General features: G+C 74.1%; 18 protein-coding genes. 7 read left to right on the top strand and 11 right to left on the bottom strand.

Annotated elements, in window-relative coordinates; all coding sequences use genetic code 11:
- Positions 1 to 2: 2 nt before the first annotated feature.
- From AB0B83_RS04030 to AB0B83_RS04010, 5 genes are all read right to left on the bottom strand, one after another.
- Positions 3 to 1,181 (bottom strand): GNAT family N-acetyltransferase, encoded by a 1,179-nt coding sequence (locus AB0B83_RS04030; RefSeq protein WP_357576884.1) that lies wholly within the window; start codon positions 1,179 to 1,181, stop codon positions 3 to 5.
- A gap of 81 nt (positions 1,182 to 1,262) precedes the next feature.
- The gene (locus AB0B83_RS04025; protein WP_357576883.1) at positions 1,263 to 1,955 is read right to left on the bottom strand and encodes a hypothetical protein; all 693 of its coding nucleotides are present in this window, start codon (positions 1,953 to 1,955) and stop codon (positions 1,263 to 1,265) included.
- Complete coding sequence (locus tag AB0B83_RS04020) at positions 1,952 to 2,770, bottom strand: ATP-binding cassette domain-containing protein (protein WP_357576882.1); 819 nt, start codon at positions 2,768 to 2,770, stop codon at positions 1,952 to 1,954. The genes AB0B83_RS04025 and AB0B83_RS04020 overlap by 4 nt, the downstream gene beginning before the upstream one ends.
- Entirely contained in the window at positions 2,767 to 3,105 is a 339-nt protein-coding gene (locus AB0B83_RS04015; protein ID WP_357576881.1) for a PadR family transcriptional regulator, read from the bottom strand. Before AB0B83_RS04015 ends, AB0B83_RS04020 begins: the two co-directional genes overlap by 4 nt.
- A gap of 80 nt (positions 3,106 to 3,185) precedes the next feature.
- A complete protein-coding gene (locus AB0B83_RS04010) occupies positions 3,186 to 3,905 on the bottom strand; it encodes a protein phosphatase 2C domain-containing protein (RefSeq protein WP_151452588.1) in 720 nt (239 codons plus the stop codon).
- A gap of 63 nt (positions 3,906 to 3,968) precedes the next feature.
- Here AB0B83_RS04010 and AB0B83_RS04005 point away from each other — a divergent pair, with 63 nt between their 5' ends.
- Positions 3,969 to 5,006 carry an AAA family ATPase gene (locus AB0B83_RS04005; RefSeq protein ID WP_357576880.1) on the top strand — a complete coding sequence of 346 codons (1,038 nt, stop codon included), beginning with the start codon at positions 3,969 to 3,971 and terminating at the stop codon, positions 5,004 to 5,006.
- Positions 5,007 to 5,024: 18 nt separating this feature from the next.
- On the opposite strand, the gene AB0B83_RS04000 is transcribed toward AB0B83_RS04005, so the two are convergent.
- Positions 5,025 to 5,492 (bottom strand): helix-turn-helix domain-containing protein, encoded by a 468-nt coding sequence (locus AB0B83_RS04000; protein ID WP_357576879.1) that lies wholly within the window; start codon positions 5,490 to 5,492, stop codon positions 5,025 to 5,027.
- Between the two features lie 149 nt (positions 5,493 to 5,641).
- On the opposite strand from AB0B83_RS04000, the gene AB0B83_RS03995 reads away from it, so the two are divergent.
- Entirely contained in the window at positions 5,642 to 7,042 is a 1,401-nt protein-coding gene (locus AB0B83_RS03995; protein ID WP_357576878.1) for a benzoate/H(+) symporter BenE family transporter, read from the top strand.
- On the opposite strand, the gene AB0B83_RS03990 is transcribed toward AB0B83_RS03995, so the two are convergent.
- The 4 genes from AB0B83_RS03990 to AB0B83_RS03975 all read right to left on the bottom strand — a co-directional run bounded on the left by AB0B83_RS03990 (position 6,984) and on the right by AB0B83_RS03975 (position 8,999).
- Entirely contained in the window at positions 6,984 to 7,358 is a 375-nt protein-coding gene (locus AB0B83_RS03990) for a hypothetical protein (RefSeq protein ID WP_132232266.1), read from the bottom strand. The two genes, AB0B83_RS03995 and AB0B83_RS03990, sit on opposite strands and share 59 nt — an antisense overlap.
- A 126-nt stretch (positions 7,359 to 7,484) precedes the next feature.
- The gene (locus AB0B83_RS03985; protein WP_132232264.1) at positions 7,485 to 7,721 is read right to left on the bottom strand and encodes a hypothetical protein; all 237 of its coding nucleotides are present in this window, start codon (positions 7,719 to 7,721) and stop codon (positions 7,485 to 7,487) included.
- An 81-nt stretch (positions 7,722 to 7,802) separates the two neighbouring features.
- Positions 7,803 to 8,276 (bottom strand): large conductance mechanosensitive channel protein MscL, encoded by a 474-nt coding sequence (gene mscL / locus AB0B83_RS03980; RefSeq protein ID WP_357576877.1) that lies wholly within the window; start codon positions 8,274 to 8,276, stop codon positions 7,803 to 7,805.
- A 39-nt stretch (positions 8,277 to 8,315) separates the two neighbouring features.
- The gene (locus AB0B83_RS03975) at positions 8,316 to 8,999 is read right to left on the bottom strand and encodes an FCD domain-containing protein (RefSeq protein ID WP_357576876.1); all 684 of its coding nucleotides are present in this window, start codon (positions 8,997 to 8,999) and stop codon (positions 8,316 to 8,318) included.
- 233 nt (positions 9,000 to 9,232) lie between these two features.
- On the opposite strand from AB0B83_RS03975, the gene AB0B83_RS03970 reads away from it, so the two are divergent.
- A complete protein-coding gene (locus tag AB0B83_RS03970) occupies positions 9,233 to 10,387 on the top strand; it encodes an MFS transporter (RefSeq protein WP_357576964.1) in 1,155 nt (384 codons plus the stop codon).
- A gap of 10 nt (positions 10,388 to 10,397) precedes the next feature.
- On the opposite strand, the gene AB0B83_RS03965 is transcribed toward AB0B83_RS03970, so the two are convergent.
- Complete coding sequence (locus AB0B83_RS03965; protein WP_091624489.1) at positions 10,398 to 10,754, bottom strand: STAS domain-containing protein; 357 nt, start codon at positions 10,752 to 10,754, stop codon at positions 10,398 to 10,400.
- Between the two features lie 162 nt (positions 10,755 to 10,916).
- On the opposite strand from AB0B83_RS03965, the gene AB0B83_RS03960 reads away from it, so the two are divergent.
- From AB0B83_RS03960 to AB0B83_RS03945, 4 genes are read left to right on the top strand one after another with little or no spacing between them, the layout of a single operon-like run.
- Positions 10,917 to 11,774 carry an STAS domain-containing protein gene (locus AB0B83_RS03960; protein ID WP_357576875.1) on the top strand — a complete coding sequence of 286 codons (858 nt, stop codon included), beginning with the start codon at positions 10,917 to 10,919 and terminating at the stop codon, positions 11,772 to 11,774.
- Positions 11,774 to 12,187 (top strand): STAS domain-containing protein, encoded by a 414-nt coding sequence (locus tag AB0B83_RS03955; protein WP_357576874.1) that lies wholly within the window; start codon positions 11,774 to 11,776, stop codon positions 12,185 to 12,187. Before AB0B83_RS03960 ends, AB0B83_RS03955 begins: the two co-directional genes overlap by 1 nt.
- Positions 12,184 to 12,603, top strand: coding sequence for an ATP-binding protein (locus AB0B83_RS03950; RefSeq protein WP_357576873.1), 420 nt, complete (start codon positions 12,184 to 12,186; stop codon positions 12,601 to 12,603). Before AB0B83_RS03955 ends, AB0B83_RS03950 begins: the two co-directional genes overlap by 4 nt.
- Entirely contained in the window at positions 12,600 to 13,619 is a 1,020-nt protein-coding gene (locus tag AB0B83_RS03945; protein WP_357576963.1) for a SpoIIE family protein phosphatase, read from the top strand. The genes AB0B83_RS03950 and AB0B83_RS03945 overlap by 4 nt, the downstream gene beginning before the upstream one ends.
- Positions 13,620 to 13,628: the final 9 nt, after the last annotated feature.

Genomic DNA, 13,628 nt, shown 5'->3' with positions numbered 1-13,628 from the left:
GGTCAGAAGTCGGCGAAGACGTACGGGTTCTGGCGGGGGAAGAGGCGGCGCAGTTCCGCCGCCGCGTCCGTCGACACGTCGCCCAGCCCCCGCAGGCCCACCTCGACCGGGTCCAGGACCCCGTACGCCAGGGCGGAGAGGCCGGCGGCCGTCAGCGTGGCGGTCGGCGGCGCGGTGGCGGCGGCCCCGGTGACCAGCTCCAGCGCGCCGGTCGTGCCGTCCAGCAGGTACGACCCGGCCAGCCACCGGTCGCCGGTCAGCTCCACCCGCACCCGGCCCGCCCCGACGGGCAGCCCGGCCAGCGCGTCGATCGACAGCAGCCGGGCCATGGGCGCGGAGTAACCCGGTCGGGCCACCCGCGCCTCGACGTGCACGGCCAGGTCGGTCAGCCACAGCTCCGGCACCTCGTCGACGGGCACCTGCACGGTTACCCGTTCCACCTGGTCGACGTGGCGGCCGAAGAACTGCAACATGAGTGCCCGGGCGACCGGGTCAGCGGCGAGCAGGTCGCCGGCGGCGAGCGTGCCGCCGTGGTCGTCGATGCGGTAGAGCACCGCGCCGGTGACCGTACCGCCCGTGCGGGCCGTCAGCAGCCAGTGCTCGTCGCGGTCGCGCAACCCCACGTCCCGGTAGCCGGGGAAGATCGCGAAGCCGTGCCGCTCGTTCAGGCACCGCTCGGTGAACGCGCGCCAGTCCCGGTAGCCCTCGCCGATCCGCTCCCAGCCGACCTCGCCGGGCAGGTCGGCGCCGAGCAGCTCGCCCAGGTCGGCCGGCGAGAACGTGACCGTACGCGGCTTCGGTAGCCCCACGTAGCCGAACCGGGCGTAGAACGACGGCCGGAACGGGTAGAGCGCGCTCAGCTGGTGCCCCTCGTCGCGCATCTCGTCGAGGAGCTGGTGCATCAGCGTGCGTACGTGCCCCTGCCGACGGGCCAGCGGATGGCTCGCCACCCCGGCGACGCCGGCCATCGGCAGCACCTCGCCGCGCAGGTTCTGCCGCATCGGGATGGCCGAGGCGGCGGCCAGCGTGGTGCCGCCCTCCTCGACGACCAGCGTCCGGTTGCCCTTGTTGTAGGGCAGATAGCCGCGGAACTCCTCCGCCCGGGCCGCGCTGCGCGGCGACGCCTCGAAGGCGTACGCGCCGAGCGCGAAGCTGGTGGACAGTCTCTCTTCGGCGTTCACCCGGCGGACGGTCATCCGCCCATCCCATCCCGGCCCGGCGGTCGCCGCAACCGCAATCGTCGGTGTGACGGCGACGCCCGGTCAGCCGATCGGCAGGTGTCGAAGGTGCCGGCGGCGGCGCAGCCGGACGCTGAAGACGGCCGCCACGGCGCCGATCAGCAGCGCGGTGACGGCCAGCCCGTGCAGCGAACCCCGCGCCAGGTAGCCGGAGTCGGCGTGGTCCACGGCCCAGGTGGCGATCTCCCGGCTGGACCAGAACGGGGTCAGCTTCGCGCCGGTGCCGGCCGGGTCGATAAGCATCTGCACCGCCACGATGGTGAGCAGCAGCAGCGTCCCCTCCAGCTCGCGGGGGAGCAGCGCGCCGATCAGCATCCCGAACGGCGCGGCCACCCCCACGCAGCAGAGCAGCGCCACCGCCACCCCGCCGTGCCGCAGCTCGGGCGCGTCCACGACGGTGAGCACGAAGAACGGCACGGACAGGATGAGCCCGGCCGCCCACAAACCGAGCAGCCGGCCGAGGTAGAGGTCGTGCGGGCGGTAGCCGGCCAGCCGCAGCCGGGGCTCCAGCTCGCGGGCCGCGCCCGTGGCGAAGAGGGCGGCGGTGCTGACGGCCCAGCTGATGCCGAGCAGCAGCGAGCGTACGGACTGCCCGACGTGCGAGTCCCGCCGGATCAGCCAGAACGCCAGCGGCATCAACAGCAGCAGCAGGAGCACGCCCCGACGGCGCAGCAGCTCCCGCAGGGTCATCTCGGCGACGGTGACGAGGCGGTTCACGCACGCCCTCCCTGGGTGGCCGGGGTCAGGTCGAGCACCAGGTCGACCCGGTCGAGCTGGTTGAGCAGGTGGGTCACCACGACGATCGCCCGGCCCTCGTCGCGCAGCCGGGCGAGCTGGTCCCAGAAGTTGACGTACGTGCCCTGGTCGAAGCCCTGGTAGGGCTCGTCGAGCAGCAGCACGTCCGGCTCGCTGAGGGTGGACATGGTCAGGTTCAGCTTCTGCCGGGTGCCGCCGGAGAGGTTGCGGGCGAGGACGTCGCCGTCGGCCTCCCAGCCGAGGTGGCGGGCCGCCGCCTGACCGGCGCGGCGGGCCGGTCCCCGGGCCACGCCCCGGCCGGCGCCGACCAGCACGAAGTGCTCGTCGGGCAGCAGGAAGTCGGCCGTGCCGCCCTGCTGGGGGCAGTAGCCGACCCGGCCGGAGACGGTCACGTCCCCGGCGTCGGGGGAGACCAGCCCGGCGCAGACGCGCAGGAAGGTGCTCTTGCCGCAGCCGTTCGCCCCGATCACGGCGGCGATCTGGCCGGCCCGGACGGTCAGGGACGCGTCGCGCAGGACGGTGCGTCGCCCGTACCGCTTGGTGATGCCCCGGGCGTGCAGCCGGACCGGTCCGGGACGCGCGGCGGGCGAGGTGCCGATGGTCTCGACGATCGCCGCGGCGTAGTCCTGCGGCCGGCCGAAGACGGCCCACGGGTCGCCCCCGCTGTCGCGTAGGTGCGTGGCCGCCTCGGCGACCACGTGCCGGGCGGCGTCCGCCCGGACCCGGCGCCGGTCCAACTCGGCCGCGAACGCCCGCAGCCACTCGTCGGCGTTCATCCGTCGACCCCCTTCGTGACGAGGCCGGTCACCGGGGCGACGAACGCGAGCCAGGCGCTGCCGCCCTGGCGCAGGGTCGCCCGCCCGCTGTCGGTGATCCGGTAGTACTTGCGGGCCGGACCGGACGCGCCCTCCCGCCACTCGGCGGTGACCAGGCCGGTGCGTTGCAGGCGCAGCAGCACCGGATAGAGCGTGCCGCCCTGGATCGGCCCGATGCCGGCGGCCTCCATCGCCTGGGCGAGCTGGTAGCCGTAGGACTCGCCCTCGCGCAGCAGGGCCAGGACGCAGAGGTCGAGCACCCCGCGCAGCCACTGCCCGCGCCGGTCGGAATCCACCCGAGGAACATAGCGGCACTACCTAGATGGCACAACTACCTAGCTGACGGCGACTGCCCGCGACAGGAGCCGGGACGCGCTCAGCCGGCGACGACGTCCGAGACCACGACGGTCACGTTGTCCGGCGCGCCGGCCTGGTGGGCGAGCTTGACGAGCTGCTCGCCGCAGTGGTGGCGGTCGCCGTACGTGATCAGCGTCGCGGCGATCGTGCCGTCCTCGACGTAGTCGGAGAGCCCGTCGCTGCACAGCAGCAGCCGGTCGCCGGCGACCACCGTGAGCACCCCGACCGCCGGGGGAGTGTCCGAGCCCTGCACCGCCCGGGTCACCAGGGACCGCTGCGGGTGGTGCCGTGCCTGCTCGGGCGAGAGCGCCCCCTGGTCCACCAGCGCCTGGACGAAGGTGTCGTCGCGGGTGAGCTGGGTCAGCTCCCCGTTGCGCAGCAGGTAGCAGCGGGAGTCACCCACCTGGGCCAGCACCAGCGCGTCCCCGGCGAGCAGGGCGGCGGTCAGCGTCGTACCCATGCCGTCGCGCGCCGGGTCGACGGTGATGGCGGCGTGGATGCGCCGGTTGGCGGTGCTCACCACGGCGCGCAGCGCCGCGGCCGCCTCGTCGGGGGCGGTCGGCGGGCTCAGCTCGTCCAGGATGCGGATGACGATCTCGCTCGCCACCTCGCCCGCGGGCAGGCCGCCCATGCCGTCCGCGACCGCGACGAGGCGGTCACCGGCGAGGGCGGAGTCCTCGTTGTTGGTGCGAACCAGGCCGATGTCGTTGAGGATGGCCGAGCGGAGGATCAGCGTCATGGGGTCAAGCTTGCCAAGAACACCCTCCCGCCGTCTCTACGCACTACTGCGTAGGGTTGGGGAATGATGCCGGTGTCGATGGTCGGACGCGCCGGCGAGCTGCTTGAGCTCGACCGGGTGTGGTCCACCGTGGTCGCCGGCCGACGGTCCGCGCCGACCGTCGCGGTGATCACCGGAGCCGCCGGGGTGGGCAAGTCCCTGCTGGTCTCGGCCGCCCTCGACGCGTTCGCCCCCCGACCGGCGGTGGTGCTCTCCGGCGCCGCCCGCGTGCACAGCCCCGCCCCGTACGACTGGCTGGCCGCCGTTCTCACGGGCCGGGACACGAGCCGGCTCGACCTGCCGCCGGACGCGCTGGCCTGGCTCGCCCAGCAGCCGACCGCGCCGCGCGAGCGCTACGCGCCGGGCACCCTGCTCCGCCTCGCGGTGCGGGTCGTCCGGCTGCTCGTCGGCGCCGGCCCGGCCGTGGTGGTGGTGGAGGACCTGCACGCCCTCGACCCGGCCAGCCTCAACCTGGTCGGCGAGCTGGCGACTGCCGCCGACCTGCCGGCGTTGCTGGTGGTGGCGAGCCGGCCCGCCGAGGACGCCGTCGCGCCGGACCTCGCGGTCCGCGCCCTGGCCCGGCTCTGCGGCGTCCGGGGCGCCGTCCGCCAACACCTCGGACCGCTGCTCCCGGCCGAGGTCGCCGAGGTGCTGACCCAGGTGTACGCGGACCCGCGCCCGTCCGGCCGGCTGGTGCGCGCCGTCTGGCAGCGCACCGGCGGCAACCCGTACGCGCTGACCGAGCTGCTCGCCGCCCACGCCGGCCGGGGGCCCGAGGCGCTGCTCCGCCCGCCGCCCGCCCCGCGCCCGCCGAGGATGGCGTCGCAGCGGCCGGTGGATCCGGTGGACGCCGAGCTGACCGGGCGGGAGACCGAGGTGCTGGGCTGCCTGGTCGCCGGGATGTCCAACAAGCAGGCGGCGCGGGCCCTCGGCATCTCGGTGCGGACGGTCACCGTGCACGTGTCCAACCTGCTGCGCAAGACCGGCTCGGCGTCGCGTACGGAGGCGGCGATCTGGGCGGTGCAGCGGCGGCTACCGGTGCCCACCCCCGTCGACGGCTGACCCCACGACACCTGGTGCTCACCTCCGGGGGTAGCGGAGCAGGAGGCTGGCGGCGACCTCCTCGTCGCCGACGGCGGCGTACACGTGCGGCACGTCCGAGGTCCAGCGCAGGTGCCCGCCGGCGGCGGCGGTCAGCGGCGCGTCGACCGGGCCCGCGCGCAGCACGCCCGCGAAGACGGTGACGTGCTCGGTGACCCCCTTCTGGTGCGCGGGGGAGAGCTGCTCGGGACCGGGCGCGACCAGCATCCGGTACAGCTCGTAGGTGGCGTCGGCGTCCTCGAAGACCTCCAGCAGGATGGCGCTGACCGCGGCGCCGCGGACGACCGGCCCGGCTGCCGGGCCGGAGAGCACGGCCGTCAGCGGTACGCCGAGCTGCGCGGTGATCGCGTAGAGCGTCTCCAGGGTCGGGTTGCGGGTGCCGTTCTCCAGGCCGGAGAGGGTCGCCTTCCCCACCCCGGCGAGCCGGGCGAGGGCGGACAGCGACATCCCGCGTTCCTCGCGCAGGGCGCGTACCCGGCGACCGACGGCCTCGGCGCCCGGATCGGGGGCCGATCGGTGGACTGGTGACGTCTGCGGCACCCCGCTATGGTGCTACAGGCTCTTGTTCCGTAAACGGAACGGTCGGGGGAGGCGGGATGGCGGGACGGTCGCAACCGGTGCTGGCGGGTGTGGTGACCGCCCTGGTCGGGTTCGCCAGCTCGTTCACGGTGGTGCTGGCCGGCCTGCGGGCCGTCGGCGCCTCGGACGCACAGGCCGCCTCGGGGCTGCTGGCGGTGTGCGTGGCCTCCGGGATCTCCGCCGTGTGGCTGGGCCTGCGGCACCGGATCCCGATGAGCGTCGCGTGGTCCACCCCGGGCGCGGCGCTGCTGGTCGCCACGGGCACGGTGCCCGGCGGCTGGCCCGTCGCCGTCGGGGCGTTCCTCGTCTCGGGCGCGCTGATCGTGGCCGCCGGGCTGTTCCCCGCCCTCGGGCGGGCCGTCGCGGCGATCCCCCGGCCGATCGCGGGCGCGATGCTCGCCGGGGTCCTGCTGCCGCTCTGCACCGCCCCCGTCCGCGCGCTGGTCGAGGTGCCCCGGCTGGCCGTCCCCGTGGTGCTGGCCTGGCTGCTGCTGCACCGGTTCGCCCGCCGGTGGGCGGTGCCGGGCGCGCTGGTCGTCGCGGTGGCGGCGATCGCGCTGACCACCCCGGTCTCCGGGCTCGGTGGCGCGCGGCTGCTGCCCGCGGTCGAGTTGACCGCGCCAGCCTGGAACGTCTCCGCCATGGTGGGCCTCGCGTTGCCGCTCTTCCTGGTCACCATGGCCGCGCAGAACGTACCGGGGATGGCGGTGCTGGTCGGCTACGGCTACCGGCCGCCCTTCGGCGCCGCGCTGCGCGCCACGGGACTGACCACCGTGCTCGCCGCGCCCGCCGGCGGGCACGCGGTCAACCTCGCCGCGATCACTGCCGCCCTGGCCGCCGGCCCGGACGCCCACCCCGACCCGGACCGCCGCTGGATCGCCTCGGTCACCGCCGGGACCGGGCTGGCCCTGCTGGGGCTGGGCGCCGGTGCGGCCACCGCGCTGGTCGCGCTCGCCCCGCCGGTACTGATCGAGGCGGTCGCGGGGCTGGCGCTGCTCGGCGCGCTGGCCACCGCGCTCACCTCGGCGCTGGCGGAACCGGCGGACCGGGAGGCCGCCGTGGTCACCTTCGTGGTCACCGCCTCCGGGGTGACCCTGCTCGGCGTGGGCGGCGCGTTCTGGGGCCTGGTCGCGGGCGGGGTGATGCTCCTGCTCTTCCGCCACCGCTCCGGCGGGCCGACCGCGCCGGAGCCGCCGCCCGCACCCGCCGCGACGGCGTCGCGGAGCCCGGCGGTGGAACCCGTCACGACCGGGGCGCCGGGGCCGGCGGTGGAGACCGTAACGACCGGGGCGCCGGGGCCAGCGGTGGAGCCTGTCACGAGCGGGTTGGCGGGGCCGACCGAGACCGGGCGGGTGGGTGTCACTCCTCGGGCGGCAGGTCGCGGGCCGGGACGTCGAGGCGTACCTGGTCGTCGGTGACGGCGGCGATCTGCTCGGCGAGCACGTAGACCGCGCCGGTGCGGACCAGGTCGGTGGAGACCTTCAGGTAGCCGCTGTGCAGCAGCCGGGCGGCCAGGTCGGCCGGTACGTCCGGCTCCTCCACGGCCGTCGACTCGATCAGCTCGTCCAGGCTGCTGCCGGGGTCGGCGGTCGGCGCCTGCACTGTCACCGCGTTGGGATCACCCCGCTGGACCAGGTCGACGGTGCCGAACTCGGTGCCGTCGACGTCGATCACCCGCATGCCCGTGGTGACCCGGGAAACTGTCGCCTGCCGCTCGGTGCCCTGCTGCTCCATCCCGGGGCGGTTCCCGGCCCCCGCTCCGGCTAAACCACCGTCGAGATCTTGGACAGTTGTCGCTCGGGCTGAACGCCAACTGTCCAAGATCTCGGGCGGGGTCCCTCACCAGGCGGGCGGGGTTCCTCACCAGGCGGTTGGGGGGCGGGGGGAGAGTTCGCGCCACGTGTCGGTGCCCTGGAGCAGCGCCCGGACCGTCTCCTCGGCCTCCTCGGCGGTGCCGTACTCGTAGAACCGGGAGACGCCCTCGGAGCCGCCGGCGCGCTGCTCGACGTGCCACCGGTCGGCGTCCACCCGGAGGAAGACGTCGCGCCGGGCCAGTCGGCCCCATTTCCCGTTCCACCAGTGCTTCCGCTGCTCCATGGCGGGACTCTATCGAACAGGCGTACGAAAATGTGTGGCCCCTGCGGGATTCCCGCAGGGGCCGATGTGCGTGCGCCGGGTTCAGCGCCCGGTGGGCGGTTCCTCCCGGCGGCCGAGCACGTCGTCGAGCGCGCCGCGCCGCTGCCCGGGGGTGGTGTGGCCGGCGGCGACCAGGGCGTCGCGGATCTCGGTGAGCAGCCGGACCTCCTCGCTCGGCGCCTTCGGCGGCGGCTCCTCGCCCCGCTTGCGCCGCTCGGCCAGCTTGTTCATCGGGTAGACGACCAGGAAGTAGAGCGCCGCCGCGGTGAGCAGGAACGTGATCAGCGCGTTGACGAACATGATCCAGTCGAAGGCGATGCCGCGGAACGTCGGCGCGGTGCCGGCCAGGCCCTTGTCGCTGCCGGTGATGAGCAGCACGAAGACCCGGATCAGCGGTTCCAGGAACGACTTGGTGAGCTGGGTGACCACGCCCGTGAACGCGGCGCCGATGACGACACCGACCGCCAGGTCGACGACGTTGCCGCGCATGATGAAGTCTTTGAAGCCCTTGAGCATCCGTACTCCCGAGGTGTCCGGTCTTCCGTCCGGCACAACCTATGCCCCGGGCGAGGGCTCCAGAAAAGCGCCGGCCTCGATCGCCGCGCGGCCCGGGTCGCCGGCCCGGATCGCCTCGACCAGCCGGGAGTGGTCGACGTAGCGGTCCGGCTCCAGCGCGCCGCCCATCGACTGGGCGATCGTGCTGTGCAGCGCGGCCCCGACCGAGGCGTACAGCTCGGCGAGCATGCCGTTGTGCGCCGCCGCGACCACGGCGGTGTGCAGCGCCGCGTCGGCCGCCACGAACTCGTCGAACCGGCCGTCGCGCCAGGCCGCCTCGCGGGCGGCGAGCGCGCCGTCCAGGGCCGCCAGGTCCTCGGTCGTACGCCGCAGCGCGGCGAGCCGGGCGGCCTCCACCTCGAAGGCGCGGCGCACCTCGACGACCTCGGCCATCCGGTCGGCGGTGAGCCGGCGGGCCACCACCGGGGCCAGCTCGTCGGTCGACACCACGTACGTCCCGGAGCCCTGCCGGCACTCCAGCACCCCGGCGTGCACCAGCGCCCGCACCGCCTCGCGGACCGTGTTGCGGCCCACGCCGAGCGCCGCGACCAGCTGCGGCTCGGTGGGGATCCGCCCGCCGACCGGCCATTCGCCGCCGAGGATCCGCTCCCTGAGCTGGGCGATGGTCTGCCGTACCCGGTGGCCCCTGGGCGGCGCGGCGGCGGAATCAACCGACGGTGGCACTGGTTACAACACCTGCCTGAAATTCATCCCATGATTGTAGGTTCGGACACATGACCCCGCCAACCACCGCCGCCGTCGACGCCGGAACCCCACCGCGTTCCGTGCCGGAGACGATCGCCGGGCCGGACGACGTGCCCGCACCGGCGGATGCGACGGCTCCTGCCGCCGGTACCGTCGGCGCCACCCCCAAGCCCGCCGGACCGGTCGCCGGTGGCCTGCTCGTGCTCGTCGGCATGCTGCTCGTGGCGCTCAACCTGCGGGCCGCGATCACCAGCCTCGGCGCCCTGCTCGACGAGGTACGCGGCGGCCTGGCCCTCTCCGGGGCGCTGGCCGGGGTCGTGACCACCCTGCCCGCGGTGGCCTTCGCCGTCTTCGGGTCGCTCACCCCCCGGCTGGTCCGCCGGAACTCCCCGGCCCGGGTGCTGGTGGTGGCGATGCTGATCCTCGCCGCCGGGCAGCTCGTCCGGGTCGGCACCGACTCCGCGCTGGTCTTCATCGCCGGCAGCGCCCTCGCGCTGGCCGGGATCGCGGTGGCGAACGTCCTGCTCCCGCTGCTGGTCAAGCAGTACTTCCCGCACCGCATCGGACTGGTCACCGGGGCGTACTCGATGACGCTGACGGTGGGCGCGACGGTGGCCGCCGCGGCGGCGGTGCCGGTGGCGCACCTCTTCGGTACCTGGCGGGCCGGGCTCGCCGTATGGGCCGGGCTGGCCCTGGTGGCCGTACTCCCGTGGGTGCCGCTGGCGCTGCGGGCGCGCGCGGCCCGACGGGCGGCGACCCCGGCGGCGGTGGCGCCCCGTGCCCGCCGGATCCGGCCGGGGCGGACCCGGCTCGGCTGGGCGATGGCGGTCTACTTCGGGACGCAGTCGCTGGGCGCCTACGCGATCATGGGTTGGCTGGCCCAGCTCTTCCGCGACGCCGGCTACCGGCCGCAGGACGCCGGCCTGCTGCTCGCCGGGGTGACGGCGCTGGGCGTGCCGATCGCCCTGCTGATGCCGACCCTGGCCGGGCGGCTGCGCACCCTGCACCCGCTGGTGCTGACGCTCTCCGCCGCGATGGCCCTCGCCTACGTCGGGATGGCCGTCGCGCCGCACGACGGGGCGCTGCTCTGGGTGGTGCTGCTCGCGATCGGGCAGAGCGCCTTCCCGATGATCCTGGCCACCATCGGGCTGCGGGCCCGGACGACCGAGGGGACGGTGGCGCTCTCCGCGTTCAGCCAGAGCGTCGGCTACCTCATCGCCGCGCTGGGGCCACTGCTGGTGGGCATCCTCTACGGGACGACCGGCGGGTGGACCGTCCCGATCGGGTTTCTGCTGGCGGCGCTCGCCGTGCAGACCGGCGCGGGCATGGTGATCGCCCGTCCCCGACACATCGAGGACGAGGCGTGAGGAGGAACCGTCAGGAGGTGGCCGGCGTGGGATCGCCGGCCACGGCCTGGTCGACCGTCGGGTAGGTGTGCAGCACCTCGACGAGACCGCTCACCTCGAGGATGCGCAGCACGCCCCGCTGCGGAGCGGCCAGCCGTACCACGCCGCCCGCCTCGTCGCAGCTGTTCTTGGCCCGGACGAACACCGACAGCCCCGTGGAGTCGCAGAACGAGACGTTCGCCAGGTCGAAGACGAGCCGGCTGCGGCCCTTGTCGAGCAGGTCGGTGATCTGGTCCTGGAGCTGCGGTGCGGTCGCCATGTCCAGCTCGCCCGCGACCGATACGACGACCACGTCGCCGCGTTGTTCCGTGTGCACCGTCAAGGACATTCGCCAGACCTCCTGTTATCGGGGAAACGGTATCCCACGATCGGGGTGGTACGCAGAACGGGATGCGGTATCCGGGGGCCGTCCTCATTCGTTTGCCCTGCGACAAGTAGCGCTGCGACCCCCGGTGATAGAGTCCGCCGTCGAGGTCGAAGGGGGTTCACCATGGCGTTGAGCGCCGAGGAAAGCAGCCGGCTGGCCGGTCTGCTGACCGGTCATGCCGATCGGATCATGCAGCGCTGGACGGAGATCGTCGCCGGGTCCCTGCGCGGGCGGCTCAGCCAGGGCGAGCTGCGCCGGCAGCTGCAGGAGCTGCACTCTAGCATGATCACTGTCAGTGAACAGGGTGCCGTCGACCTCGACTCCGAGCGGGCCGCCGAGCTGCGCGCCGTGCTCTCGGAGCTGTCCCGGGGACGCGCCCGGCAGGGCTTCTCCGCCTCCGAGACGGCGATCAGCGTGTTCTCGCTCAAGGAGGTGCTGCTGGAGCGGATGGAGGCCGAGGGCGGCGCCCAGACGCTGCGCGACTACGTCGCCTTCTCCGGGCTGATCGACCAGATGGGTCTCTTCACCTTCGAGAGCTTCGTGCGCACCCGCGAGAGCCTCATCGCCGACCAGGCGGAGCAGCTGCTGGAGCTGTCCACCCCGGTGGTGAAGCTCTGGGAGGGCGTGGTCGCCGTGCCGCTGGTCGGCACCCTCGACTCGGCCCGGGCCCAGGTCGTGATGGAGCGGCTGCTCCAGACCCTGGTCGACACCGGTTCGCCCTACGCGATCATCGACATCACCGGCGTACCGGCGGTGGACACCCAGGTCGCCCAGCACATCCTCAAGACCGTGGTGGCCGCCCGGCTGATGGGCGCCGACTGCATCATCTCCGGCATCCGGCCGCAGATCGCCCAGACCATCGTGGCCCTCGGCATCGAGTTCGGCGACATCGCCACCAAGGCCAGCCTCGCCGACGCGCTGCGGCACGTGCTCCGGCTCACCGGGGTCGAGACCGGGCGCCGCCAGCGTCGGGAGGCCTGATGGAACGGGTGCCGATCCTCAAGATCGGCGACATCCTGCTGGTCTCCATCCAGGTCGACATGTCCGACCAGACGGCCGTCCAGCTCCAGGAGGACCTCGCGGAGCGGATCGTCGCCACCGGCTGCCACGGCGTGATCATCGACATCACCGCCCTGGACATCGTCGACTCCTTCGTCGGGCGGATGCTGTCGACCATCGCGTCGATCTCCAAGGTGCTCGACGCGGAGACGGTCGTGGTCGGGATGCGTCCCGCCGTCGCCATCACCCTGGTCGAGCTGGGCCTGTCGCTCAACGGCATCCGGACGGCGCTCAACGTCGAGCGGGGCATGGAGCTGATCGCGGCGGCCCACGCCGACGAGCGCGAGCTCGCGTTCGACGACGAACCGGACGCCGAGACGACGGCGTTGTCATGACCACCGGAGTCGACCTGGGCCAGCCGCAGGCGCAGGCGATCCGCAGCGACGAGGACGTGGTACGCGTCCGGCAGTTGGTGCGTACGGTGTCGGTGGCGGTCAAGCTCTCGCTCGTCGACCAGACCAAGGTCGTCACCGCGGCGAGCGAGCTGGCCCGCAACACCCTGGTGTACGGCGGCGGCGGCTCGGTCGAGGTGGCCATCGTGGACAACGGCCGGCGGCGGGGCGTGCGGATCGTCTTCGCCGACTCCGGCCCGGGCATCGCCGACCTCGACCTCGCGCTGACCGACGGCTACACCACCGGCGGCGGGCTCGGACTCGGGCTCAGCGGCGCCCGCCGGCTGGTCGACGAGTTCGACATCCAGACCGCCGCGGGTGAGGGAACCCGGATCACGGTCACCAAATGGGCCCGATGAACGACGACGTGGTCTCCGACCGCGGAGTCTGGTACCGGGTCGAGAGCGGCAGCGCGGCGAGCACGGCGCGTCGGGCCGCCGAACGGCTCGGCACCCAACTCGCCCTGAGCGACGCCCGCATCGCCGACCTGTCCATCGTCGCCGCCGAGCTGACCAGCAACCTGGTCAAGCACGCCGACGACGGTGTCGTGCTGCTGCGGCCGGTGCGGCGCGACGGGGAGGCCGGCGTGGAACTGGTCGCCCTCGACTCCGGGCCGGGAATGGCAGACCTCACCGCCTCCTTCGAGGACGGGCACTCCACCGTCGGGACGCTCGGCATCGGCCTCGGCGCGATCGTCCGGCAGGCGAGCTGGTTCGACTGCTACTCCCGGCCGCAGCGCGGCACCGTCCTCGCCGTCCAGGTCTGGCCGAAGCCCGACGGCGGGCACGAGCGGCCCTGGGCCGGCGCGCTCAGCCGGCCGATACCCGGGGAGTCGGTCTGCGGCGACGGGTACGCGTGGCGGATCGTCGAGGGCCGGCGCCAGGTGCTGGTCTGCGACGGCCTGGGACACGGCCCGCTCGCCTCCGCCGCCACCGACGCCGCGCTCGACGCGTTCCGCAAGGCGCCGGCGGGGCCCCCGTCGGCGGTCGTCGCGCACCTGCACCGCTCGATGTCGCACACCCGGGGCGCGGCGCTCGCCGTGGCCGAGCCGGACCCGTCGGCCGGGGTGCTGCGCTACTCGGGGCTGGGCAACATCTCCGCCGTCGTGATCGGCGGCGACGGCAAGCGGCGGGGCCTGGTCTCGCTGCCCGGCATCGCCGGGCACCAGCGACCCTCGGTCCGGGAGTACGACTACCCCTTCGACGGCGACGCCCTGCTGGTCATGCACAGTGACGGGGTGGTCGACCGCTGGCAGCTCGCCGACTATCCCGGTCTCGCCGACCGGTCGCCCCTGGTGGTGGCCGCGACGGTGCTGCGTGACGCCGGCACGCGCCGCGACGACGCCTGCGTCCTGGCCGCCCGGGCCTGGTCGTGACCGGGTCCG

Origin of the sequence: Micromonospora sp. NPDC049060, assembly GCF_040649055.1 — a bacterium.
Classification (GTDB): Bacteria; Actinomycetota; Actinomycetes; order Mycobacteriales; family Micromonosporaceae; genus Micromonospora; species Micromonospora reichwaldensis.
Note: the sequence above shows the minus strand (reverse complement) of the source record. Positions and strands in the feature narration are given on the sequence as shown.